This is a genomic window from Streptomyces sp. NBC_01363, assembly GCF_026340595.1.
Classification (GTDB): domain Bacteria; phylum Actinomycetota; class Actinomycetes; order Streptomycetales; family Streptomycetaceae; genus Streptomyces.
The window spans coordinates 2,076,989-2,101,625 of record NZ_JAPEPF010000001.1 but is presented as its reverse complement, the minus strand read 5'-3'; the positions used below and the strand labels follow the sequence as shown (position 1 = coordinate 2,101,625).

General features: G+C 71.4%; 22 protein-coding genes. 12 read left to right on the top strand and 10 right to left on the bottom strand.

Annotation, left to right across the window (positions count from 1 at the left end):
* Positions 1-11: 11 nt before the first annotated feature.
* Positions 12-722, bottom strand: coding sequence for a DedA family protein (locus tag OG611_RS09845; RefSeq protein ID WP_266417619.1), 711 nt, complete (start codon positions 720-722; stop codon positions 12-14).
* Between the two features lie 170 nt (positions 723-892).
* Here OG611_RS09845 and OG611_RS09840 point away from each other — a divergent pair, with 170 nt between their 5' ends.
* The gene (locus OG611_RS09840) at positions 893-1,258 is read left to right on the top strand and encodes a YbjQ family protein (RefSeq protein WP_266417616.1); all 366 of its coding nucleotides are present in this window, start codon (positions 893-895) and stop codon (positions 1,256-1,258) included.
* Positions 1,259-1,305: 47 nt separating this feature from the next.
* On the opposite strand, the gene OG611_RS09835 is transcribed toward OG611_RS09840, so the two are convergent.
* Entirely contained in the window at positions 1,306-2,064 is a 759-nt protein-coding gene (locus OG611_RS09835) for a MerR family transcriptional regulator (protein WP_266417614.1), read from the bottom strand.
* A 137-nt stretch (positions 2,065-2,201) separates the two neighbouring features.
* On the opposite strand from OG611_RS09835, the gene OG611_RS09830 reads away from it, so the two are divergent.
* The 3 genes from OG611_RS09830 (at position 2,202) to OG611_RS09820 (ending at position 5,711) form a co-directional block, all read left to right on the top strand.
* Positions 2,202-3,488 (top strand): ion channel protein, encoded by a 1,287-nt coding sequence (locus OG611_RS09830; RefSeq protein WP_266417612.1) that lies wholly within the window; start codon positions 2,202-2,204, stop codon positions 3,486-3,488.
* 95 nt (positions 3,489-3,583) lie between these two features.
* Complete coding sequence (wrbA, locus tag OG611_RS09825) at positions 3,584-4,207, top strand: NAD(P)H:quinone oxidoreductase (RefSeq protein WP_266417610.1); 624 nt, start codon at positions 3,584-3,586, stop codon at positions 4,205-4,207.
* A 79-nt stretch (positions 4,208-4,286) separates the two neighbouring features.
* Positions 4,287-5,711: a glutamate decarboxylase gene (locus tag OG611_RS09820; protein WP_266417608.1), complete on the top strand. Its 1,425-nt coding sequence runs from the start codon at positions 4,287-4,289 to the stop codon at positions 5,709-5,711.
* Between the two features lie 17 nt (positions 5,712-5,728).
* Here the strand turns inward: OG611_RS09820 and OG611_RS09815 are convergent, their stop codons facing one another.
* The 4 genes from OG611_RS09815 to OG611_RS09800 form a co-directional block, all read right to left on the bottom strand.
* Complete coding sequence (locus tag OG611_RS09815; protein WP_266417606.1) at positions 5,729-6,370, bottom strand: PadR family transcriptional regulator; 642 nt, start codon at positions 6,368-6,370, stop codon at positions 5,729-5,731.
* Positions 6,371-6,386: 16 nt separating this feature from the next.
* Positions 6,387-6,938, bottom strand: coding sequence for a DinB family protein (locus tag OG611_RS09810; protein ID WP_266417603.1), 552 nt, complete (start codon positions 6,936-6,938; stop codon positions 6,387-6,389).
* 116 nt (positions 6,939-7,054) lie between these two features.
* On the bottom strand, positions 7,055-8,512 hold the full coding sequence (locus OG611_RS09805; RefSeq protein WP_266417600.1) for an aldehyde dehydrogenase family protein: 1,458 nt from the start codon (positions 8,510-8,512) through the stop codon (positions 7,055-7,057).
* A gap of 53 nt (positions 8,513-8,565) precedes the next feature.
* The gene (locus OG611_RS09800; protein ID WP_266425701.1) at positions 8,566-9,447 is read right to left on the bottom strand and encodes a helix-turn-helix transcriptional regulator; all 882 of its coding nucleotides are present in this window, start codon (positions 9,445-9,447) and stop codon (positions 8,566-8,568) included.
* Between the two features lie 329 nt (positions 9,448-9,776).
* On the opposite strand from OG611_RS09800, the gene OG611_RS09795 reads away from it, so the two are divergent.
* Positions 9,777-10,274 (top strand): ATP-binding protein, encoded by a 498-nt coding sequence (locus OG611_RS09795; protein WP_266417597.1) that lies wholly within the window; start codon positions 9,777-9,779, stop codon positions 10,272-10,274.
* 162 nt (positions 10,275-10,436) lie between these two features.
* Here OG611_RS09795 and OG611_RS09790 read toward each other — a convergent pair whose 3' ends face one another.
* Positions 10,437-10,679 carry a DUF397 domain-containing protein gene (locus OG611_RS09790; protein ID WP_037690973.1) on the bottom strand — a complete coding sequence of 81 codons (243 nt, stop codon included), beginning with the start codon at positions 10,677-10,679 and terminating at the stop codon, positions 10,437-10,439.
* Positions 10,680-10,944: 265 nt separating this feature from the next.
* Between OG611_RS09790 and OG611_RS09785 the strand changes: the two genes are divergently transcribed.
* Entirely contained in the window at positions 10,945-11,418 is a 474-nt protein-coding gene (locus OG611_RS09785) for a hypothetical protein (RefSeq protein ID WP_266417592.1), read from the top strand.
* A gap of 18 nt (positions 11,419-11,436) precedes the next feature.
* On the opposite strand, the gene OG611_RS09780 is transcribed toward OG611_RS09785, so the two are convergent.
* Complete coding sequence (locus OG611_RS09780; protein WP_266417589.1) at positions 11,437-13,710, bottom strand: FUSC family protein; 2,274 nt, start codon at positions 13,708-13,710, stop codon at positions 11,437-11,439.
* A gap of 103 nt (positions 13,711-13,813) precedes the next feature.
* On the bottom strand, positions 13,814-15,016 hold the full coding sequence (locus tag OG611_RS09775) for a DUF2786 domain-containing protein (RefSeq protein ID WP_266417586.1): 1,203 nt from the start codon (positions 15,014-15,016) through the stop codon (positions 13,814-13,816).
* Between the two features lie 105 nt (positions 15,017-15,121).
* On the opposite strand from OG611_RS09775, the gene OG611_RS09770 reads away from it, so the two are divergent.
* The 6 genes from OG611_RS09770 (at position 15,122) to OG611_RS09745 (ending at position 24,292) form a co-directional block, all read left to right on the top strand.
* The gene (locus OG611_RS09770) at positions 15,122-15,997 is read left to right on the top strand and encodes an ABC transporter ATP-binding protein (RefSeq protein ID WP_266417582.1); all 876 of its coding nucleotides are present in this window, start codon (positions 15,122-15,124) and stop codon (positions 15,995-15,997) included.
* Positions 15,991-18,150 (top strand): ABC transporter permease, encoded by a 2,160-nt coding sequence (locus tag OG611_RS09765; RefSeq protein ID WP_266417579.1) that lies wholly within the window; start codon positions 15,991-15,993, stop codon positions 18,148-18,150. The genes OG611_RS09770 and OG611_RS09765 overlap by 7 nt, the downstream gene beginning before the upstream one ends.
* Before the next feature lie 199 nt (positions 18,151-18,349).
* Positions 18,350-19,354, top strand: a complete 1,005-nt coding sequence (locus tag OG611_RS09760; RefSeq protein WP_266417576.1) for a DUF1259 domain-containing protein — start codon at positions 18,350-18,352, stop codon at positions 19,352-19,354.
* Positions 19,355-19,565: 211 nt separating this feature from the next.
* A complete protein-coding gene (locus OG611_RS09755) occupies positions 19,566-20,771 on the top strand; it encodes a cytochrome P450 (protein ID WP_266417573.1) in 1,206 nt (401 codons plus the stop codon).
* Between the two features lie 633 nt (positions 20,772-21,404).
* Positions 21,405-22,463: a type III polyketide synthase gene (locus OG611_RS09750; protein WP_266417570.1), complete on the top strand. Its 1,059-nt coding sequence runs from the start codon at positions 21,405-21,407 to the stop codon at positions 22,461-22,463.
* A gap of 134 nt (positions 22,464-22,597) precedes the next feature.
* Positions 22,598-24,292 (top strand): bifunctional 3'-5' exonuclease/DNA polymerase, encoded by a 1,695-nt coding sequence (locus OG611_RS09745; protein WP_266417567.1) that lies wholly within the window; start codon positions 22,598-22,600, stop codon positions 24,290-24,292.
* Here the strand turns inward: OG611_RS09745 and OG611_RS09740 are convergent.
* Positions 24,255-24,503, bottom strand: a complete 249-nt coding sequence (locus OG611_RS09740) for a hypothetical protein (protein WP_266417564.1) — start codon at positions 24,501-24,503, stop codon at positions 24,255-24,257. The two genes, OG611_RS09745 and OG611_RS09740, sit on opposite strands and share 38 nt — an antisense overlap.
* Between the last annotated feature and the right edge of the window lie 134 nt (positions 24,504-24,637).

Genomic DNA, 24,637 nt, shown 5'->3' with positions numbered 1-24,637 from the left:
CGGAGCGTATGTCAGCGCTTGGCGTGCCGGCCGCGCTGGCCCGAGGCCGGGCTGCCCCCGGCGGACGGGCCGGGGCCCTCGCCGTGGGACGCGGCTTCCTTCTTCGACTTGGAGCGGGCCCGCAGGAACTCGATCCCGATCGGCACCACCGAGATGAGCACGATCAGGATGAGCATCGCCTCGATGTTCTCGTGGACGAAGTCGATCTTGCCGAGGGCCGAGCCGAGCAGCGTGACGCCGACGCCCCAGAGCACCCCGCCGATGATGTTGAACACGATGAACGAGCGGTAGTTCATCCGGCTCACACCGGCGATGATCGGGGTGAACGTACGCACCACGGGCACGAAGCGGGCCAGGATCAGCGACTTCGGTCCGTACTTCTCGAAGAATTCGTGCGCCTTCTCGACGTTCTCCTGCTTGAAGAGGCGGGAGTCCGGGCGCTTGAAGAGCGATGGGCCGACCTTGCGGCCGAAGAGATAGCCCACCTGGTCGCCGATGATCGCCGCCAGCGCCACCAGGAGGCAGACCAGCCAGAGCGGGGTGTCCAGCTGTTTCGTGGTCACCAGCAGACCCGTGGTGAACAGGAGCGAGTCGCCGGGGAGGAAGAAGCCGATCAGCAGTCCGGACTCGGCGAACACGATGAGGAGGACACCGGGAAGCCCGAAGGTGTTGATCAGATAGTCCGGGTCCAGCCAGCTCGGTCCGAGCGCAAGCGTATTCAAGGGTCCGGGGCTCCTGGATCGATCGATGGCGGCTGCGTGGCCGCCCAAAGCTATCAACGCAGGATGACACCCCCGGGTTCCAGACGGCCCGCGCGAGGACGCACACTGGGTCGGCCGGGGATGCACTCCGGATCAACCGGGACAAAGCTGTCCTCAGGAGGTACCACACGATGGGCATTGAGGAATACGGCGGCGGGCAGACGGCCCAGTCGGACGTCCTGGTCGTCACCACGAACGACGTACCGGGCTACCAGGTGACCCAGGTGATCGGGGAGGTGTTCGGCCTGACCGTGCGCTCCCGCCATCTGGGCAGCCAGATCGGGGCCGGGCTGAAGTCCATGATCGGCGGCGAGCTGAAGGGGCTGACCAAGACCCTCGTCGAGACCCGGAACCAGGCGATGGAACGACTCGTCGAGCAGGCGAGGGCCCGGGGCGCCAACGCGGTCCTGATGATGCGCTTCGACGTGACCGAGGCGGCCGACGTGGGCACGGAGGTGTGCGCGTACGGCACCGCGGCCGTGATCAGCCGGAGCTGAGCGGGCGCGGCCATGGGGGTGGGGGGGCGCCCCCACCCCCATGGCGGTCACGCCAGGCGCCGGGCGTTGGCGTCGATCGCGTCCCGCAGATGCTCGGCCAGGCCCGGCCGCATCGACTCGTAGAACGCGCGGAACCGCGGGTCGGACACATACATCTCGCCGAGCCCGCGGTGCATCTCGGCGGTGCACTCGTAGAACCACTTGCCGATGTGGAGCCGGTGGGCCTCGGCCAGCTCCATCGCCCGCTCGCCGGTGGCCGGCTCCCCGGCCGCCATCAGCGCGTCGTAGGCGGCGCCCCATTCGGCGACCTCCGCCTGCATCCGCTTCCAGTCGTCCTTGGTGTACCCGGCGGCCCGGCGCTGCGACTCGGCGTACGCGGCCGTGCCGCCCCAGCGGCGTTCGGCCTCCTCCGCGTGCTCCTCGGGGTCCTTGCCCCCGAAGACCTCGAACTTCTCCTCGGGTGTGAGGTTGATGCCCATCTTCCGTGCCTCCATGGCTGTTTCGACGGCGTCGGCCATCCTTCGCAGCTCGGCGATCCGGTCGGACAGCAGCCGGTGCTGGCGCCGCAGATGCTCCTGCGGGTCCGCCCGCGGATCGTCGAGCAGTACCGCGATCTCGTCGAGCGGGAAGCCGAGCTCCCGGTAGAACAGGATCTGCTGGAGCCGGTCGAGATCACCGTCGTCGTAGCGGCGGTGCCCGGCACGGCTGCGCGCGCTTGGCGAGAGCAGTCCGATGCCGTCGTAGTGGTGCAGGGTGCGCACCGTGACTCCGGCGAATCCGGCGACCTGTCCCACGGGGTACTCCATGACTCCCCCGCTCCCTTCTCCGGTCGGGTACGTCCCGAGCCTGGGTCCTGACGTGGCGTGAGGTGCAAGCCCGAATTGCCGCCACTCCCAGCGCCATTCGAGGGGTTATATCCCTTTTAGGCCGTTATGGTGAGCCGATGGCCATCGATTCCTCCACTCTCGCCGGACCCGCTCCCGCAACCGCGCCCGTGCGCCGGCTGCTGCCCGTCATCGTGCCCGCCCTGGCCGTCGGGACCCTCTGCGCGCTCGTCCTGCTCGGCATCAGCCTGCTCGCGGAGAAGCTCCAGGGCGTGCTCTGGGAGACGCTCCCCGACGCGCTCTCCGTCGGCCGCTACTCCGCGCTCTGGATGATCGTGACGCTCACCGCGAGCGGGCTGGTGGTCGGGCTGCTCATCCGGGCGGTGCCCGGTCACGCGGGCCCCGATCCGGCGACCACCGGGCTGGTCGATCCGCCGCTGCCGCCGGGCGTGGTCCCGGGGCTGCTGCTCGTCACGGTCCTCACCCTGGCGGGCGGGGTCAGCCTCGGTCCGGAGAACCCGATCACGGCCGCCAACATCGCGCTGGCCTTCTGGCTCGGCCGCCGTCTCGCGCCCGGCACACCGGCGGAGCTCTGGCTCTCCCTCGCCGCGGCCGGCACCATCGGAGCCCTCTTCGGCACCCCGGTGGCCGCCGCGCTGATCCTCTCCGAGACCCTCGCCTCCCGCGCCGGACCGGGCGCGCTCTGGGACCGCCTCTTCGGCCCGCTCGCGGCGGGCACCGCGGGTGCTCTCACCATGACCCTGCTGGCCCATCCCAGCTTCGACCTGCCGCTGCCGGCCTACACCCGCCCGCACTGGGGCGACCTGCTCTCCTCGGTCGTCATCGCACTGGCCGGGGCGGCGCTCGGCATGCTGGCGGTGTACGCGTTCCCGTACGTGCACCGGCTCTTCCGGACCCTGAAGCACCCGGTCCTGGCGCTGACCGCGGGCGGGCTGCTGCTCGGTCTGCTGGGGGCGCTGGGCGGCCGTCTCACCCTGTTCAAGGGGCTCGACGAGGTGAAGGAGCTCGCCGCCGACCCGAGCGGCTGGTCGGCCGGGCAGTTCGCGGTCATGGCCGTGGTGAAGACGGCCGCGCTGGTGATCGCGGCGAGCTGCGGCTTCCGGGGCGGACGGATCTTCCCCGCCGTCTTCGTGGGTGTCGCGCTGGGGCTCTGCGCCCACGCCCTGGTCCCCTCGGTGCCGGTGGCGCTCGCGGTGACCTGCGGGGTGCTGGGCATTCTGCTGGCCATCACCCGGCAGGGCTGGCTGAGCCTGTTCACCGCGGCGGTGCTGGTCGGCGACGCGGCCGTGCTCCCGATGCTGTGCGTCGCCTCGCTGCCCGCCTGGCTGCTGGTGACCGGGCGGCCGCAGATGCAACTGCGCGAGGACGGCGAGCCGCTGCGCTGAGCCGGGGCTCCCGTCCGACGAGCCGGATGCCCGACTCTTCCGTATCGTCGCATCCGCATGGATTCGTCCCATCAGGTCCGCCGGAGGTCTCCGCGATGCCCACGCCCGTCAACGTCGCCGTCATCTACTACTCGTCGACCGGAACCATCGCCACGATCGCCAAGGCCATGGCGCAGTACGCCGAGAAGGCCGGTGCCGAGGTGCGGCTGCGCAAGGCCCGTGAGCTCGCCCCGCAGGCGGCCATCGACTCCAACCCGGCCTGGGCCGCCAACGCGAAGGCCACCGCCGACATCACCGAGGCCTCGCCCGACGACATGGTCTGGGCGGACGCCGTGATCCTCGGCACGCCGACCCGGTTCGGCAACGTCACCGCCCAGCTCAAGCAGTTCCTCGACACCCTCGGCGGCCTCTGGCAGGCGGGCCACCTCGCGGACAAGGTCTACAGCGGCTTCACCTCCACCAGCACCGCGCACGGCGGCCAGGAGTCCACACTGCTCGCGCTCTACAACACGGTCCACCACTTCGGCGGAATCCTGGCCGCCCCCGGCTACACGGACCCCTCGAAGTTCGTGGACGGCAATCCGTACGGCACCTCGCACGTGGCCGGTCAGGGCGACATCCCGGTCGGCGAGCAGACCCTGACCGCCGCCCGGGTCCAGGCCGAGCGGGTCGTGAAGTTCACCCGGGCCATCAAGGACGGCCTCGCCGCCGGGAGCTGACGGCACCCCACACCCGACCGGACCATCACGCGTCGCGCGTCACGAAAGACCGCCGAGAGCCGAGAAGGGCTGCCCGCCGATGCCTCTCCACAAGGGTTCGTCCCAGCGCACGGAACCGTCCGAAGCCCGCCGCAAGCTCGCCCTCAACCCGTTCTACGGGGAGGCCGACCCGGCCGCCGGCATGGAGTCGGCGCCGCCCCGGCACCGGCTGCCCGACGGGCCGATGCCGCCGTCGACCGCGTACGGCCTGGTCCACGACGAGCTGATGCTCGACGGCAACTCACGGCTCAACCTCGCCACCTTCGTCACCACCTGGATGGAGCCCCAGGCCGGGGTGCTGATGGGCGAGTGCCGCGACAAGAACATGATCGACAAGGATGAGTACCCGCGCACGGCCGAACTGGAGCGGCGCTGTGTGGCGATGCTCGCCGACCTCTGGAACGCCCCCGATCCCTCGTCGGTCGTGGGCTGTTCGACGACCGGATCCAGCGAGGCCTGCATGCTCGCGGGACTGGCGCTGAAACGCCGCTGGGCGGCCAGGAACGCCGACCGCTATCCGGCGACCGCCCGGCCGAACCTGGTCATGGGCATCAACGTGCAGGTCTGCTGGGACAAGTTCTGCACCTTCTGGGAGGTCGAGCCGCGGACGGTCCCGATGGAGGGCGACCGCTTCCACCTCGACCCGCAGGCCGCGGCCGACCTCTGCGACGAGAACACCATCGGCGTCGTCGGCATCCTCGGCTCCACCTTCGACGGTTCGTACGAGCCGGTCGCGGAGCTGTGCGCGGCGCTGGACGCCCTTCAGGAACGCACCGGTCTCGACATCCCCGTCCATGTGGACGGCGCCTCCGGGGCGATGGTGGCGCCGTTCCTGGACGAGGACCTGGTGTGGGACTTCCGGCTGCCGAGGGTGTCCTCCATCAACACCTCCGGGCACAAGTACGGCCTGGTCTACCCGGGCGTCGGCTGGGTGCTGTGGCGCTCGCCCGCCGAGCTGCCCGAGGAGCTGGTGTTCCGGGTCAACTACCTGGGCGGCGACATGCCGACCTTCGCGCTGAACTTCTCCCGGCCCGGCTCACAGGTGGTCGCGCAGTACTACACCTTCCTGCGGCTGGGCCGGGACGGCTACCGGGCCGTGCAGCAGGCGTCCCGGGACGTGGCCCGCGGGCTCGCGGAGCGGATCGAGGCGATCGGCGACTTCCGGCTCCTCACCCGGGGCGACCAGCTGCCCGTCTTCGCGCTGACGACCGCGCCGGACGTGACGACGTACGACGTCTTCGACGTGTCGCGACGGTTGCGCGAACAGGGCTGGCGGGTGCCCGCGTACACCTTCCCGGCCAACCGGCAGGACCTGGCGGTGCTCAGGGTGGTGTGCCGCAACGGCTTCTCGTCGGACCTCGCCGAGCTGCTGATGGAGGACATCGGGCTGATCCTGCCCGACCTGCGCCGCCAGCCGCACCCGCTGAGCCAGGACCGGCAGCCGGCGACGGCCTTCCACCACTGAGCGGGACCAGCGCCCGCTCACTCGTCGTCGCCGGGATCCGGGACCCCCGTCGCATACGGATTGCGCTGCCCGTCGGCGAGCACCCCGACGAAAGGCTCGCCCTCCCCCGCGAAGATGTACGCCCCGCTCTCGATGCGGGCGATCAGCCCGCGCGTCCACTCGGCCCCGGCGTCCGCCGAGTGGACCCACAGGTTCATGATCTCGCCGATGTGGCCGAGCGATTCGGGCCCCGCCTCCGGCACATAGTGCTCGGTGACCGTGGCCCGCCAGGCCGCGAGACCGGCGACCCGCTCCCGGAGCAGCGCGAGCGCCTCGGACCGCTCCAGGTCGACGATGCCGCCGAGGGCCGCCGACAGCAGGTCCGGCTTCTGGTCGTACGAGGTGAGCGCCGCGCGCAGCAGCGTGAAGTACTCCGCGTCGCCCTGTTCGGTGATCTCGTACTCGGTACGGGGCGGGCCGCCCGCCGTGCTCGGGGCGGTCTCGTGGGCGAGCAGCAGCCCTTGCTTCGCCATCTGCTTCAGCGCGTGATAGACCGACCCGGGCTTGGCGTTGGACCACTCGTGCGCACCCCAGTACTCCAGGTCGTTGCGGACCTGATAGCCGTGCGCCCGGCCGTGCTGGCGCACGGCGCAGAGGACCAGCAGCCGGATCGCGGACATGTCACGCCCTTTCTATTCAACTTTGATTAGAGTAGCCCCCCGCCTCGGCGACCAGCTCGAACGCGGTACGGCCGTCCAGGGACTCCCGGATGATGTCGGCGTGCCCGGCGTGCCGGGCGATCTCCTCGACGAGATGGGCCAGCAGCCACCTCATCGAGACCCGCCCGTCCTTCGGGAACCAGGGCGCGTCCGGCAGCGGGAAGGTGTCGTCCAGGCTGGGCACCGAACGGATGAACTCCTCCACCTCGACCACGACGCCGTCCCAGAACTTCAGCACCTGCTCCACCGTCTCGTCGCCGACGAGCCGGAAGCCGTCCGCCCAGGTGCTTTCGTTGCGGACGGCCTCGTTCAACCGCTGCTGGGCCATCCGCAGCCAGTTCAGCTCGACCTCGGCGACATGCTTGGCCAGTCCGGAGAGGGAGAGCTCACTGGCGCTGGGGCGGCTCGCCGCCTGCTCCTCGGTCAGCCCGATCAGGGAGCGCCGGATCGCACCGCGCTGGGCCTCGATGAAGGAGAGGAACATGCCGCGCTCGTCGCCGGGGGCTTCCGAGGGAACGTGAGTGACCATGGTGTCCGCCTTGATGATCCGTGCCGGTTCTTCCTGACACCGACCACGCTACGACCCCTTGAGGTCAGCCTCTGTCCTCAACGAGAAGGAGAGGGCGCCCGGATGGGGAAGGGCGGTCAGAAGGGGAAGACGGCCCGGCCGTGCTGAATGGAGATCCACTTCTGGGTGGTGAAGGCGTCGACGGTCGCCTCACCGTTCAACCGGCCGGTCCCGGAGGACTTCTCGCCGCCGAATGCCGCCGGCGGATCGTCCTGGACGGTGGAGTCGTTGACGTGGAACATCCCGCTGACCACGCGCCGGGCGAACCGCACCCCGCGTTCGGCGCTGCGGGTGTGCACGGCGCCGCTCAGCCCGTACGGGGTGTCGTTGGCGATCCGTACGGCCTCGTCCTCGCCGTCGAACGTCACCAGCAGCGCCACCGGGCCGAATATCTCCTGGGACAGCAGCGGGGAGTCCTCCGGGAGCCCGGCGAGCACGGTCGGCTCCACGAGGTTGCCGCGGGTCCGGCCGCGGACGAGCGCGGTGGCCCCGTCGGCGACCGCCTGGTCGACCAGGGCGGTCAGGGCGTCGGCCTGGAAGGAGTTGATGACCGGGCCGATCCGGGTCTCCGGGTCGCGCGGGTCACCGGTCTTCAGCGCGGCCACCCTGGCGGTGAACTTCTCGGTGAACTCCCGCTCGACACGGCGGTCCACCAGGATGCGGTTGGCGGCCATGCAGACCTGCCCCTGGTACACGAAGCGGCTGAAGACGGCCGCGTCGACCGCGTAGTCGATGTCCGCGTCCTCCAGCACCACCAGGGCGCTGTTTCCGCTGAGTTCGAGGATGGTCCGCTTGAAGTGTCCGGCCGCGACCGCGCCGACACGGCGGCCGACCCGGTCCGAGCCCGCGAACGAGATCACCTTGGGTACGGGGTGCTCGATGAACGCGTCCCCGATCTCGGCGACATCGGTGATCAGGATGTTGAGCAGCCCGGCGGGCAGTCCGGCGTCCTCGAAGATCTTCGCGATCAGCGCGCCGCCGACGACCGGGGCGTTCTGGTTGGGCTTGACGACGACCGCGTTGCCGAGCGCGAGGGCCGGTGCGACGGACTTCATCGCCACCAGGAAGGGGAAGTTGAAGGGGCTGATCACCCCGATGACGCCGACGGGCCTGCGGTAGAGGCGGTTCTCCTTGCCGTCCGCCGAGGAGGGCAGGATGCTGCCCGGTGGGTGCAGCGCCCGATGGATCGCGTCGCGCAGGAATTCCTCGGCGACACGGACCTCGTACTCCGCCTTGACCCGGGTGCCGCCCAGTTCGTCGATGATCGCGTCGACTATGTCGTCGTGCAGTTCCCCGGTGATGCGCAGTGCGCGTTCCAGGACCTCGCGGCGCTCGTACGGTCCGGTGGCGGCCCAGGAGCGCTGGGCACGCTCGGCGGCGCGGTAGGCCAGGTCGACCTCCTGCGCGGTCGCGATGGTGATCGCGGCGAGTTTCTCCCCGTTGTAGGGGTTGAAATCGATGATGTCCCACGAGCCGGTTCCGGTCCGCCACTCACCGTCGATGTATTGGTCGGCCAGCTCGTAGAAGAAGGACATGCGATCCCTTAACTCAGGTGCAGACTCCGTCGAACCGTCATCGTACTGACGAATCAGGTGAGTTGGAGCAGACCACGGAGCAGATCGCGGCTCTCCTCGGGCCCCGGGCTGTCCTCGTGCAGTCGCGTCATGGCCTTTTCGTACTGAGCCACTTCTTCGGCCTTGTCCAGATAGAGCGCACTTGTCAGCTGCTCCAAATAGACGATGTCCGACAGATCGGATTCCGGGAATCGCAGCATCGTAAAAGAACCGCCCTCTCCGGCATGCCCACCAAAACTGAAGGGCATGACCTGGAGAGTGATGTTGGGCTGTTCCGACATTTCGATCAGATGCCGCAATTGTGCGCGCATCACTTCACGGTCGCCGTACGGACGGCGCAGCGCCGCCTCGTCCAGCACGGCATGGAAATGGGGTGCACGTTCGGAGACGAGGGCCTTCTGGCGCTCCAGTCGCAGCGCCACACGGCGGTCGATCTCGACGGCGGGCGCGGCGCCCATGCCCCGGGTGACGACTGCGTGCGCGTAGGCCTCGGTCTGCAACAGGCCGTGGATGAACTGGACTTCGTACACTCGAATGAGCGACGCCGCCCCCTCCAGACCGATGTACGTCTGGAACCAGCCGGGCAGTACATCTCCGTAACTGTGCCACCAGCCCGCCACGTTGGCCTCACGGGCCAGGCCGAGCAGAGCGTCCCGCTCCGCTTCGTCCGTGACTCCGTAGAGCGTGAGCAGGTCCTCGACGTCCCTGGCCTTGAAGCTCACCCGTCCCAACTCCATGCGGCTGATCTTCGATTCGGAGGCCCGGATGGAGTAGCCGGCCGCCTCACGGGTGATGCCGCGCGAGTCGCGCAGCCGCCTGAGCTGCGAGCCCAGCAGGATGCGCCGCACCACCGATCCACTCGACTCGCCTGCCGCCACTGGTCCGATCCTCCCCATCGCTTCCTGGGCACCGGGGCTCCCCCCTGAACCCCAAGTGCCGGATTCTGCCATCAAAACGCTTCAGCCCGTACTCATTCGATTACGGAAATGAGAAGCCTCCCAGAAGGCTGCGGAAATACACACAGGAAGAAATGACCAAGAACCGGCACGGGTTCGGACAGGTCAGGCGCGTGCACGTGCATCTGCCCTTGCATCTGCCCAACGCATTGGGAACCATGGGGCTCGCGCACCTGCGTGCTCGTTCGTGTTGTGCCGCTGTACCCCCCGCCGTACCGATACAGCCGCGAATCCCGGGAGTGCCTCGCATGGGGACGAATGGATCGACGATGCTCGAGCCGTTACGGCAGGGGCTTCCCCCCATCGATCCCTCAGCCGTCTCCGGATCGGCCACCTGCACACTGCCCGCCCGCTACGAAGCCGTGGGCGGAGCAAGGCGGTTCACCCGGACGACGCTGAATGCATGGGGCCTGGCCGAGCGCTTCGACGATGTCGCGCTGGTGGTCTCCGAGCTCGTCACCAACGCCCTGCGGCACGCCCTGCCCTCGGACAGCACCACGCCCGACTCCCAGGACCCGCCCGTACGGCTGCACTTGATGCGCTGGAGTTCACGCCTGGTGTGCGCCGTGCGCGACCCCAGCCAGGAGAGCCCGATCGCCTCCGAGGCACCGGACTGCGCCGAATCCGGCCGCGGCCTCTTCCTCGTGGAGTCCTTCAGCGACTCCTGGGGCTGGCACCCTTCCCCGGAGCCGGAGAACCCGAACGCCCCGTCGGCGTCGCGCGGCAAGGTGGTCTGGGCGCTGTTCCGGCTCTCCGACGGCGTGTGACCCGCACGGCTGCGGCAAGGCCTCTCGTTCGGATCGGGCCGGGCGAGAGGGACTCGGGTCGGCGATCCGGGCCGGGCGAAAGGGACTTGGGCCGACGGTCCGGGCCGGGCTAGCAGGAATCGGGCCGGCGGTCCGGGCCGGGCACCGGCTCGCGGGACGCGGTCAGCCGCCCGCTATGAGGTGGTCGAACTCCCCGTCCTTCACCCCGAGCAGCAGCGCCTCTATCTCGGCCGGCGTATAGACCAGCGCCGGCCCGTCGGGGTGGCGCGAATTCCGCATCGCCACATCCCCGTCGGGCAGTTTCGCGAACTCCACACAGGAACCCTGGGAGTTGCTGTGTCTGCTCTTCTGCCAGACGACTCCGCGAAGCTCTGTGGCCGCCATGCCGTTGTACACGTGGTGCACAGGACGCTCCCCGAGTTGCAAGGTGCAAGTGTCAACTGTCTCGGATCATAGCTCTGTTCAAATTTCCCTGCATGCGCAGATGCATGCGCGGATGCACGTGCACGCGGGGTGTTCTCGCGATTACAGCTTTACTCCGTATGGAGAGACGCACCGGATGCCGTTTCGGCTCCGTCTACCCCCGGTCGAGCTCCTCATCCCGTCGTATCGCGCTGATAACTTGGCTCGGTCTTTCGTCGACAAGGGGGAATTACAGATGCACGGAGTCATGCGCACGGGGGCCGTGATCGCCGCCGGAATCCTCACCGCGGTCGCGCTGAGCGGCTGCAGCAGCGACAGCAAGAAGAGCGACGCCCCGGGCGGCGGTTCCGGCGCGGAACAGTCCAGCCCGGTTCCCGGCGGTGACGACGGCGGCTCCAAGACCAGTGCCGCGGCGCTGGAGGGCGGCTGGGCCGGCAAGACCGACGGCAAGGCGGTCGTCCTGTCGGTGGCGTCGGGGAAGGCCGTGCTCATCACCGAGAAGCACGCCTGCACGGGCACCGTGCAGGACGCGGACAAGGTGACGCTCACGCTGAAGTGCGTCGACGGCGGCGACGACCGCACCACGGGGTCCATCGAGTCCAACGACGGCAAGACCGTCGTGGTGTCCTGGGACAGCGGGGTCGAGGACACCCTGGCCAAGACCGCCCCGGGCGCCCTGCCGTCCGGCCTGCCGGACCTGGAGGGCCTGCCGACCCCCTGACGGCCGCCGCACGGTCCGTCAACCCGCTTGATTTCCGGGCGGGTTCGGGTCGGGATTGCCGGGCGGGTTCGGGTCCGAATTCGGCTCCGGCTTGGGCTTGGGCTTGGGCTTCTGCTCGGGCTTGGGCTCCGACTTCGGCTCGGGCTTCTGCTCCGGCTTCGGCTCGGGCTCGGGCTTCCCGTCCAGCCCCCGCGAGAACTCCTCCAGGGCTTCGAGGAGGAGGTGGGCCCCTTCCCGTACGAAGGGGTCCGCCTCGCCCTCGTCCGCGCGCTGCCGTTCGTCCCACTCGGCCAGCGCCTCGCGCACCTCGGTCCAGTCCGGAACGCGCCTCTCCCGTACCGCCTTCGCGCCCTGTTCGGTGGCCCGGCGCAGCGCCTCGGCCAGGCGCGCCGCGTCCGGTACGGGGGTGGCGCCGCCGCCCGGCAGATGGGCCTCCAGCAGCATCGCGGCCCGGCCGAGCTGGGCGAGCGCGTGCTGGGTGTCGTCGGCGGCGGCGCGGGAGAGGCCGCGGTTGCGCACCGGTTCGTGCTGGGCGGTGGCCAGCGCCTCCTGCCAGGCGACGCGGGCCTCGCGGGTGTCGAGCAGCGCGGAACGCACGTCGTCGTGGCCGCGCTCGGCCGGTTCGGCGTACTGGTCGACGACCGAGGCGGCGTACCGCCCGTCCGCCTTCAGCCAGTCGCCGAGCCTGCCGCGGAGCCGCGGGGTCTCCCAGGCCGGGTAGAGGGCGTACGAGAGCATCGCGAGGAGGCCGCCCGCGAGGGTGAGGACGACCCGTTCGAGCACGGTCTGCGACCAGTTGTCGCCCGCCATGCCGAGCAGGAAGACGACATACGCCGAGACGCAGGCCTGGCCGACCACGTACCCGGTGCGCATCAGCAGATACATCAGCAGGGCGCAGAGCACGGAGAGCATCGCGGCCGGGGTCACACCGGGGTGGGTGGTCTGGACGATCACGGTGGCGAGCGAGACACCGACAATCGTGCCGCCGAACCGGGCCACGGAACGCGCGTACGTCTGGGAGAACTCCGGCCGCATCACCATGACGGCGGCCATGGGCGCCCAGTAGCCGTGCCCGAACGGCAGCGCGGTGCCGATGAGATAGCCGACGGCCGCGACGACGGACACCCGGACGGCGTGCCGCAGGATCGGCAAACCCGGGCGCAGCTCCGCGCGCATCGCCTTCACGACGACGGGGACCAGTCGCAGCAGGGTGGGGCGGCGGCGGTGCGGGGCGGCGGGTGTCCCGTCCGCGGTGGCCTTGATGGCCTCGGCGGCCTCCTCGGCCCTGGCGTCCTGCTCCTTCGTGCCCTCGCCCTCGGCCGTCTCGATGACGTCGGAGAGCAGGGCGCCGAGCCGGTCGGCGGCGCGCAACGGCGGGCCGGTGAGGAGCGTTCCGGTGTCCGGGGTCTTCAGCACGGCCACGGCGGACGGGGACAGCTCGACCGGGTCGCCGTGCCGGATCGCGTGGGCCGCCGAGTCGAGCACCGATCCGGCGGCGGCGAGCAGCTCGCGGACGCGTGCCCGCTCCGGCCCTTCGGACGGCACCCCCAGCGACGGGTCGGCGAGCGAGGCGAGCACCGGTCTCATCCGTTCGGCGATCCTTCGGGAACCCCGCAGCTCGGGCGGCCGGCGGCGGGCCTGGCGCGGGGTGACCGCGGCCGCGCTGCGGGCCGTCATCAGCGGCACCGGGTCGAAGAGTGCGACCGGGTCGTGGCGCAGCCGGCGGGCGTAGTCGGCCTCGGCGGCCAGCGCGTCGGCGAGCGCGTCGCGCTGGGCGCCCCATCTCCGTACCGGGAACAGGACGATCAGCGCCGCCTGCACCACTCCGCCGAACAGGATCATCCCGGCGTGCACGGCCGAGTTGGCGACGGAGGTGGGCAGGGTGACCGTGACCAGCATGATCGCCACGTTCGACGCCGCGATGATGCCGGCGGTCGGCCCCGCCGCCCAGGCCAGGCCCGCGACGAACGTCCAGAGCACCAGCAGGGCGAGGAACAGCGGCAGCCGGGAGCCGGTGAGATAGCCGAGGAACGTCGACACGGCGAGACTCGCCCCGGAGACCAGGGCGAGCACGGGCCGGGGGCGCCAGCTGCGCTGGAAGGTGGCGATGGCCGCCTGGAACGCGCCGAACGCGGAGCTCGCCGCGACCACGGGCCCGAAGAACGCGAGGCTGATCCCGAGGACGAGAGCGAGACCGGCCGCACCGCGGATCGCGATGAGCGGTTCGAGACGTCGCCGCTCGATCGACAACCCCGAGCGGGCGGTCTCCTTCAGCGCCCGGAGCCAGCTCATGCCGAGAGCCTAACCGGAATTACCGATTAGCCCGAGTTGTCATAAATCGGCTCGCAGGGCGGCCTCCAGGAACGCCCGGCGGAACACGACCGAACGAAAGGCCTCAGCGATTCCCGCGTCCGCCGCGGAGCTCCGGACCGTTCCCGCCCATCCGCGCCCGGTCCGCCGCGGCCCTTCCATGGGTCCAGCCGTCCAGGTCCGTGGCGCCCCGGACCCGGGTGGTCGTGGTCTCGGGGAACATCCGCTCGGCGGTATCCGTGACGGCCATGTCGCGGGCGGCGAGGACCGGGAGCAGATGAGGGGCGCCGGACCCGGCCGATCCGGCCCCGGCACCGCTCTCCGTCCCGGCCTCGGCGGCCGCGGTGACTCGGGCGGTGTCGGCGGCGAGCCGGCTGCCCAGCCGCTGGGCGTACGCCATCAGGAACGACTGCCGGAACGTCTTGGTCCGCTTGCGTCCGCCGGCCCGCTGGCCCGCCTCCGCCTTCGTCATCGCCACCGTGCCCTGGACCAGCAGGGAGGTGTACAGCAGCTCCACGGCGTCCAGGTCCGGCTCGAAGCCGACCACCGTGGAGAAGCCGAGGTCGCTGTTCCACACCGCACGACAGCGGTTCGCGGCGGCGACCGCGTCGAGCAGGATCGCCTTCGCCGTCTCGTACGGCGCGTCGACCCCGATCCGGCACGCCCCCGGCGCCTCCTTGCTGTGGGTACGGGCGGCGAGCAGGGCCTCGTCGATGGAGTGCCGGGCCATCAGCTCCTGCGCCTTGGTGGTGAGGGCCTCCGCCTCCTCGGGGAAGCCGGTCGCCTCCGCCTTGGCGAGCAGGGCGCGGATCCGGGTCAGCATCCGGGGCTCGTCGTGCGCGGGCGGCAGCCGGAGCCCGTGCGCGGGGGCGCCCGGCGGGGGCCCGACCGGTTCGATGGCGGGGAGCCGGAGCAGCAGCCGGTACAGGCCGAGGACGGCGGAGGCGTAGGAGAAGCGGTCCGGCCGGTTCCGGGGCGGTGCGGCGGGGAGCCCGTCGAGCTGGGACCGCCAGCGGGGCGGAAGCCGCTCGTACCGCGCGGTCTCCGAGGCGATCAGCCCGGCGGCGAGGCAGGCCGCGGTCTCGTCGAGCTCGCGGCGGACGAGGCGTACGACGTCGGCGGGCTGCCAGCCGCGCTCCCAGGCCCGGCGGACGAACTCCTCGCCACGCCGGAACAGTTCCGCGTCGGCCTTCGGGTCGGCGGCGAGGAGGGAGGCCCCGGTGTCGAGACCGGCGTCGCCGTCCGAGTAGAGGGCTGCCGCGAATGCCTGGTCGATCACCGGTTCCATGAGGTCAGGGTAGGCAGGGCGGTGCGGTGGGGTAGGGCTGGCCCTACCTCCCGGACGGGCTCTGGTGGTCGTGATCGCCGGGCACGGAAACGCTTCGATCGAGGCATGACTTCCTCCCGCGCATCCGTTGCGCCCACGAGTGCCGCCGACGCCGTACGGCTTCGCTCCGTGCGCCGTGCCTACGGCGGGGTCGACGCCCTCTGCGGCATCGACCTCACCGTCCGGGCCGGCACCTTCACCGCCGTCATGGGCCCGTCCGGGTCCGGCAAGTCCACGTTGCTGCACTGCGCGGCCGGGCTCGACCGGCCGACCTCCGGCACCGTCGAGGTCGGCGGGGTGCGGCTGACCGGGCTGAGCGAGCGCCGGCTGACGTTGCTGCGCCGGGACCGGATCGGTTTCGTCTTCCAGGCGTTCAATCTGCTCCCCTCGCTGACGGCCGCCCAGAACGTCGCGCTGCCGCTGCGGCTCGCGGGCCGCCGCCCGTCCCGTACGGAGGTGCGGGACGCCCTGGCCCGGGTCGGTCTCGCGGACCGGGCGGGGCACCGGCCCGCCGAACTGTCCGGGGGCCAGCAGCAGCGGGTGGCACTGGCGCGGGCCCTGATCACCCGGCCCGCGGTGCTCTTCGGCGACGAGCCGACCGGCGCGCTGGACACCGCGACGAGCCAGGGGGTGATGGAGATGCTGCGGGAGCTGGTGGACCTGGAGGGGCAGACGATCGTGATGGTCACCCATGACCCGGTGGCCGCGGCGTACGCGGACCGGGTGGTCTTCCTGGTCGACGGGCAGGTGGCGGACGACCTGGCCGGACTCGGCGCCGAGCGGATCGCGGCCTGGATGGCGGCGGGCCGCACCGGCGGACGCGGCAGGACCGGGGAGCCCGGCGCCACCGGGGGACACGGCGGCGCCGACGGACACGATGCCGCCGGAGAACACGGCGTCGCCGGGACCGTCGCGGATCCTGCACGGGAGGCGTCGTGCTGACCGTCGCCCTGGCCTCCCTGCGCACCCACTGGACCGCGCTCATCGGCACCTTCGTCGCGCTCGCGCTGGGCGTGGGCCTGATCGCGACCATGGGTCTCGGCCTCGCCTCGACCTTCGACGCCCCGGACCGGGCACCGCTGCGCTTCGCCGCGTCGCCGGTGGTGGTGATGGGCGACGACACCCTGACCGTGCGGGTGCGGCGCGGGCCGTCCACAACGGAGGTCAGTCGCGGGCTCACTCATCCACACCCTGTGGATATCGAACTCCTGCGCGCCCTCCGGGCGCTCGGCCCGGTGACGCGGGACGACGGCGGGGACGCCGTACGCCTTCGGCACGAACCCGACGCCGTGGGTGTGGACGCGCCCGCCGCCGAGGTACGCCGGGTGGTCGGCGACCGCGCCCTGGTCCTCACCGGGGACGACCGCCGCCGGGCCGACCCGGCCACCGAGCGGGACGCCGAGGGACTGCTGACCGCGAACGTCCTGCTCGGCACCGCGGGCGGCCTCACCGCCTTCGTCTCGGTCTTCGTCGTCGCGTCGACGTTCGCCTTCGCCGTGGCGCTGCGCCGGCGCGAATTCGGGCTGCTGCGCACGGCGGGCGCCACGCCGGGCCAGTTGCGGCGGCTGCTGCTGACGGAGGCCGCCGCGGTCGGCACCCTCGCCTCCGCCGCCGGGTGCGTACTGGGCCACCTGGGTGCACCGCTGCTCGCCGGACTGCTCGTCGACCGGGGGATGGCACCGTCCTGGTTCACCATCCGTCCGGCCGCCTGGCCGCTGCACGCCGCCTTCTGGTCCGGCCTCGCCGTGGCCTTCGCGGGGGTCCGGGTGGCCTCGCGGCGAGCGGGCAGGACCGGCCCCGCCGAGGCGTTGCGCGAGGCCGATGTCGATACGGGCGTACTCCCGCCGGTCCGCCGGCTGCTGGGCTTCGCCCTGCTCGCGGGGGCCGCGTTCCTGATGGCGAGGTCCCTCGCCACCGACCCGTCCGCGCTGCTGAAGCGGAAGACGTACCTGACGCAGCCGATGGTCCTGATCACGGCCGTCGCCCTGCTCGCACCGCTGCTCGTGCGCCCGTTGGCCCGGATGGTCCGGCTGCCGGGAGCGACCGGGATGCTGGTGGCCGCGAACACCTCGGCGGCACTGCGGCGTACGGTCGCGGTGGCCGCTCCGGTGCTGATCACCGTGGCGCTGGCGGGTTCGGTGGCCGGCTCCGCGATGACCGTGTCGGCGGCGAAGGCCGCGGAGGCGCGCGAGCACACCGGGGCCGATCTGGTCGTGACGGGCGAGGAGTTGAGGGTCCGTCCGGTGCCCGGCGCCACACTGTCCGCCTCCGCGCCGACCGCCGTCCACATACGCGAGGAGGGCTCCGCCCTCATCACCTCCGAGGCCCGCGCGGTGGACGACGCGAAGGCCCTGGCACGGGTCGGACGGCTGCCGGTGGTGGCGGGCGACATCGGGGACCTGGACGACCGCTCGATCGTGGTGAACGAGGAGTGGGAGCAGCACACGGTGGGCTCGACGATACAAGTGTGGCTCGGCGACGGGCGGCCGGTCTCCTTGCGGATCGTGGCAGTGCTGGCGCTCGGCACGGGGAACAACGGGGCCTATGTGACCAGGGCGAACGCCCCGGCAGCGGCCGTGGACCGGATCGACGTACGCCTCGCGCCGGGCGCCGACCGCGCGTCGGTCACGGAGCGGCTGCGCGAAACCGGCGGCACGGTGCGGTCGGCGGAGCAGTGGCTGGCCGCGACGTACCCGCGCACGAGTCCGCAGACCCGGACCGGTCTGGCCGTGATCCTGGGGATCGCCCTGGTCTACACCGTGATCGCGCTGGCCAACACGATGCTGATGGCGGGATCCGTACGCTCCGCGGAGCTGGACGCGCTCCGGCTGGCCGGTGCCACCCGGCCGCGGGTCCTCGCGGTGGTGGCCGGGGAGACCCTGTTCGCGGTCGGGCTCGGGGCGCTGCTCGGCCTGACCGTGGCCGGGGTGCATCTGGCGGGCCTGGCCGCCGCGCTGGCCGCGGTGTCGGCGCCGGTCGTGGTGTCGGTGCAGTGGGCGCTGATGGGCGGTGCGGCGGGGGTGTGCGCGCTGGTCGCGGTGGGGGCGGCGGTGCTGCCGGGGGCGGTGCGCCGCCGCTCGGTGCCGGTGGGCTGAGGCGCGGCGGGCAGGTGCGGCGGGCGGGGGCCGGGCGGGAGAGCCGAACCGGAGAGCCGGACAAGAGGCCCGGCGCGACCGTACGGGACCCGGTCGGGCAGCGCGTTTAGTCCATCCGGCCCCACCCGCTGACGGTGTATCCGCTTTCATTCTTTTGTCAGGATTTCGCATGGTTTCATCTCGCCATGGAGGCGATCACATGGTGACCGAGAACCGACAACAGGACACGAACGCACGGGCGATCACATCACGGCGGCGCGTACTGGCCGCCGCCGCGCTCGCGCCGGTACTGACCGCGGCGGGCCCCGCCGCGGCCCGCACCCTGCCCACCGGAACGACCGGGGCGGCGCACGGAAAACGGATCAAGCCGGTGCCGACCGGCCTGGACGACTGGGCGGACGTGGCGAAGGCGCTGGGCCGCCCCGGCAACATGCTGCGCGGCACGACCTACCACACGGGCTTTCCCCGGCGGGATCTCCACGTGGTCTCCGAGGGCGTCGTCGTCACACCGGGGCTCGCGCTGGGCACGCATGTGGCCTTCGTCCGCTACGCCGACGGCTCCACGATGCTCATGGGCGACGTGGTGGTCACCGAGCACGAGCTCCAGCGGGTGACCGACACATGGCAGGCGAACGGGATCGAGCAGACCGCGCTCCACAAGCACCTGCTCTCCCAGACCCCGGACATCTGGTGGACCCATGTCCACGGCCACGGCCACGACGCGGTGGCCCTGGCCCGCGGGCTGCGCGCGGGATTCGACCGCACCGGCACCCCGCCGCCCGTGCCGCCGCTGCCGTCGGCCCCGGTCGACCTGGACATCGCCGGGATGGAGGCGGCGCTCGGCGCCAAGGGCTCCATCGAGGACGGGCTCTACAAGGTCGTCTTCGTCCGCCGCGAGACCATCGCGGACGGCCATCTGATCCTGCCTCCCGGCCTCGGGTCGAGCAGTGCGTTCAACTTCCAGCCGCTGGGCCGCGGCCGGGCCGCGCTCAGCGGCGACTGCGCCATGCTCACCGATGAGGTCCCGCATGTGCTGAGGGCCCTGCGGCGCGGCGGGATCAAGCTCGTCGAGCTGCACAACCACCATCTGTCGGAGGACCCCCGCCTGTTCTTCACCCACTTCTGGGCGGTGGGCGACGGCGTCGCGCTCGCCCGCGCGCTGCGCCCCGCGGTGGACGCCACCGACGTCGTACCGAACATCTGAGACCGGCCGCACCGGGCGTACGGGGCACGAGGTCCGCGCCGGTCGCCGGACCGCATTGCGCCGGTCCAGCGACCGGCGCCGCCGAATCCGTTCTGCATATGGACCAATCGGCCCCGAGCGGCGCGTGGCCCCGCGGGCGACCGGGCACCCATGGACCGTCCAGCCCGCACATTCCATGACCCACCCGTCAGATCCCCATCTGGAGCTCCGCATGGAACCAGTCGCCGGCGCACGGCACTGCCCGTTCGACTACGCCGAGGCCCTCGAATTCGACCCGGTGCTCAGGCACTTGATGACCGAAGAACCCGTCTCCCGCATCCGCCTCCCGCACGGCGACGGCGAGGCATGGCTCGTCACCGGCTACGACGACGTGCGTACGGTGACCACCGACCGGCGCTTCAGCCGCAGCGCCATCATCGGCCGGAACTTCCCGCGCATGACCCCCGAGCCGATCGTCCAGGACGAGGCGATCAACGTCATGGACCCGCCGGGCAGCAGCCGCCTGCGCAGCCTGATCTCCAAGGGCTTCGCGCCCCGCCACATGGAGCGCATGCAGGTGCGCACGCAGCACGTGGTGGACGAGCTGCTGGACCGCATGGAGGAGCACGGCGCCCCCGCCGACCTGTTCGAGCATCTGGCGGCCCCGCTGCCGCTGACCACCATCTGCGAGGTCCTCGACATTCCGGAGGCAGACCGCGCACAACTGCGCGCCCACGCCCGGACCATGATGGACACCACCGTCGAGAACAAGGACGCCGCGGTACGCGCCAAGGCCGATCTCCGCGCCTACTTCGAGACGTTGACCGCCGAGCGGCGCGCGAACCCGGGCGACGACCTGATCAGCGCGCTGGCCACCGCTCGCGACGGGGACGAGATCCTCAACGACCGGGAACTGACCGTCATGGCCATGGTCCTGCTGATCACCGGCCAGGACACCACCACGTACCAGATCGGGAACATCGCCTACACGCTGCTCACCAGGCCGGACGAGCTCGCCATGGTGCGCGACCGCCCCGAGATGCTCCCGCAGGCCATGGAGGAGCTGCTGCGCTTCATCCCCTTCCGCAAGGGCGTCGGCATCCCCCGTGTCGCCACCGAGGACGTGGAGCTGAGCGGGGTGCGGATCCGGGAGGGGGACATCGTGCATGTCTCCTATCTGACGGCCAACCGTGACGGCCGGAAGTTCGACCGTCCCGACGAGCTGGACCTGGAGCGTGAGGGGCCGTCCCACATGACCTTCGGATGGGGCGGGCACCACTGCCTCGGCGCCCCGCTCGCGGCCGTGGAGCTCCAGACCGCCATCGGAACGCTGCTGAAGCGCTTCCCCGCCCTGAAGCTGGCGACGCCGGCCGAGGAAGTGCGCTGGAACAAGACGTCGATCTGGCGCTATCCCCTCGAACTGCCCGTCACCTGGTGATCCGGGGGCGCGGGTGACTCGCCCGTCCTGGGTGTCTCACCCGTCGTGGCCGTGGCCGACGCCGGGCCGTCATCGATGACGCGCCGGCCCACGGCCGGCGGCAACCCGGAACGCTCCGGGGCGCCGGGCGCCCCGCAGCGTTCCGGCGCGAAGCCCTGCCGCACGGCCCTGCCGCACGCTCGACATGCGGCCCCGATCCGCCTGCCGTAACGTGATCCCGACGGCCACCCCAGCCGTGGCGGATCCGCTTCCGCCCACGAACGGCTAGGGCGTGTTCGAGAAGTAGCGTCGTCCGCCCTGAGGGCGGGTCTCGCGGGGTCCGGCGCGTGCGATCGCAAGGCGCCGGGGTGCCCTCGTAGCGGAGCTACCAGGGCATTTCGGCAACGCGGCGAGCGTGCGTGTCAGACCCCGCGAGACAGACGGGACTCCTCGAACACGCCCTAGAACTCAGTCTTCGACGGTCGGCCCGTCCGCGCCCGTTCCAGGGGTACCTGACCCGGCGCCGGAATCCACCAGCGCTCCACGTCCGCGCAACGCCGCGTGTACGGAGCCGCAGTGGCCGTCTCCGGTAGGCGAACGCCCCGGAACCCTTCGGGCCCGGCCGCGTGGACCATGTCCGCTAGGAGGAGTTCCATGGCGGTTCTCTGCAAGCCGGCCATCGCGGTTCCCGAGTACGTCATCACCAACGAGGAAACCCTTGAGCTGGCTCAACGGCTGCACGGCGACCATCCGCAGATCGACCTGGTCCTTCGGCTGATCGAACACACCGGGGTGCAGAAGCGACATCTGATCCAGCCGATCGACAAGGTGTTGCAGCACCCGGGCTTCGACGCCCGCAGCATCACCTACGAGGAGCACACCAAGGCCCGGGTGCCGGCAGTCGTGCGCCAGGCGCTCGACCACGCCCAACTGGAGCCGCAGCAGATCGACTTGATCGTCTATGTCTCCTGCACCGGCTTCATGATGCCGCCGCCGACCGCGTGGCTCATCGGCGAGATGGGCTTCCGGCCGGAGACCCGGCAGCTGCCGATCGCGCAACTCGGCTGCGCCGCGGGCGGCGCCGCCGTCAACCGGGCGCACGACTACTGCACGGCCTACCCCGACGCCAATGTACTGATCGTGGCCTGCGAGTTCTGCTCACTGTGCTACCAACCCACCGACCTGGGTGTGGGATCGCTGCTGTCCAACGGTCTGTTCGGCGACGGCATAGCCGCCGTCGTGCTGCGGGGCCGCGGCGGGACGGGAGTACGACTGGAGCGCAACGGCTCGTACGTCATCCCGGCCACCGAGGACTGGATCTCGTACGCGGTCCGCTCCACCGGGTTCCACTTCCAGCTCGACAAGCGGGTGCCCGGCACGATGGAGCCCCTCGCACCGGCCCTGGAGGCGGTCGCCGAGGAGAACCAGTGGAACGCCGGCAAGATGGACTTCTACATCATCCACGCGGGCGGCCCGCGCATCCTGGACGACCTGAGCCACTTCCTGGACGTGCCGCCCGAGGCGTTCCGCTTCAGCCGCGCCACCCTCACCGAGTACGGCAACATAGCCAGCGCCGTGGTGCTCGACGCCCTGGGCCGCATGTTCGACGAGGCATCGGTTCTCGACGGCCAGCGTGGCCTGATGGCCGGCTTCGGCCCCGGCATCACCGCCGAGATCTCCCTGGGCACCTGGACTTCCGGATCCCATTCCTGACGCCCCCGCTCCCCCGGCCCGCAGAGCAGTGCCCCAGCGTCTGCGGGCCGGGGGACGGCCGTCGGACCGCCCGGTCACCGTCCTCTCCCGCGCGCCGCACCCCGTTGTCAGTGCCGGGTGCCAGACTCGAAGACATGACCGAACGTTGGGCTCTGGCCATGACGGAGACCGGCGGCGCCCTCCTCGCCCCGCTGGCCCCCACCGGCCTGCCCGCCGCCCCGGTCGTGGCCGAACCCGACCTCGTGGCGGCGGTCCGCGCCCGCCCGGACGTCACCCGCTGGGTCTGGCGGTCCACCGCCGAGATCTACCCCCCTCTGCTCGCGGCCGGCGTCCCCGTGAGCCGCTGCTACGACATCGAGGTCGCCGAATCCCTCCTCCTCGCCCATGAGGGCCGCCTCGGCGAGCCCCGCTCCGCGGCCGCCGCCCACGCCCGCCTGCGCAACGCCCCCGTGCCGCCCGATCCGCCGCCCCGCTCCGCGGAGCCCGGCTCCCAGTCCTCGCTCTTCGAGCCCCGGTCCGGTGCGCAGCTGCCGTTCGACGACCTGCTCCAGGTCTACGCCGACCAGCTCCGCCGTCACGACACCACCGAGCACCCGGGCAGGATGCGCCTGCTCACGGCCGCCGAGTCGGCGGGCATGCTGGTCGCCGTCGAGATGAACCGGTCCGGCCTTCCCTGGCGCGCCGATGTCCACCGGGACGTCCTCCACGATCTGCTCGGCGAGCGTTACGCGGGCGGCGGCGAGCCCCGCAGACTGGCCGAGCTGGCCGACGAGGTGTCGGCCGCCTTCGGCAGACGGGTCCGCCCCGACCTCCCCGCCGACGTGGTGAAGGCCTTCGCGCAGGCCGGCATCAAGGTGAAGTCCACCCGCCGCTGGGAGCTGAAGGAGCTGGACCACCCGGCGGTGGAACCCCTCATCCAGTACAAGAAGCTGTACCGGATCTGGACGGCACACGGCTGGAGCTGGCTGCAGGACTGGGTGCGCGACGGCCGCTTCCGCCCGGAGTACCAGCCGGGCGGCACGGTCAGCGGCCGCTGGACGACCAACGGCGGAGGGGCGCTGCAGATCCCCAAGGTGATACGGCAGGCGGTCGTCGCCGACGAGGGCTGGCGCCTGGTCGTCGCGGACGCCGACCAGATGGAGCCCCGGGTGCTCGCCGCGATCTCCCGCGACCGCGGTCTGATGGAGGTGGCGGGCCATGACGGCGATCTGTACACGGCGCTGTCGGACCGTGCGTTCCACGGCGACCGGGACCACGCCAAGATCGCGCTGCTGGGCTCGGTCTACGGCCAGACCTCGGGCGACGGCCTGAAGAACCTGGCCGCCCTGCGCCGGAGATTCCCGCTGGCCGTGGCCTATGTCGACGATGCCGCGAAGGCGGGCGAGGAGGGACGTCTCGTACGGACGTGGCTCGGCCGGACCAGTCCCCCCGCGGCCGGGAGCGGGACGGACGAGGAGGCCGGCATCCCGCAGGAGAGCACCGAACCGCCCTCCGCCGAAGGCGATCTCACCCCTGGTTACGCATCGTCCAATGCCCGCGCGCGGGGCCGATTCACGCGCAACTTCGTGGTGCAGGGCAGCGCGGCCGACTGGGCGCTGCTGCTCCTGGCCGCCCTGCGCCAGTCGCTCCGCACCGCCGGCCTCCGGGCCGAGCTGGTCTTCTTCCAGCACGACGAGGTGATCGTGCACTGTCCTCAGGAGGAGGCGCAGGCCGTGGTGAAGGCGATCCGGGCGGCCGGTGAGCTGGCCGGGCGGACCGTCTTCGGCGAGACGCCGGTGCGTTTTCCGTTCACTACGGCGGTGGTGGAGCGTTATTCGGACGCGAAGTAGGTCCCGTCTCCGGCCCCGGAGCGGGCCCGGAAGCCGGTCGTGCGCCCCGGCCAGGACCGGCGCCCGGTCCCTCGTCGAACCCGGCCAGCCCGTGGTCGTAGTGCGCCGGACGCAGATGCTGATGCCGGTGCCGGGCGTTGAGCAGATGAATGACGAACGCCGCCATCGCGATCATCGCGAGGACGACCACGACCATGACCAATGTGTCCATGGGATACCGGCCCCCTTCGCTGCGCAGGCCGACCCGAGCGGCTCACCCGGAGCCGTACGCATCCAGGCTACTCCGCTGCCCGGCTCCCGGCCTTCGGCAGGAACGCCCCGGCGGGGACCGGGAGACCGGGAACG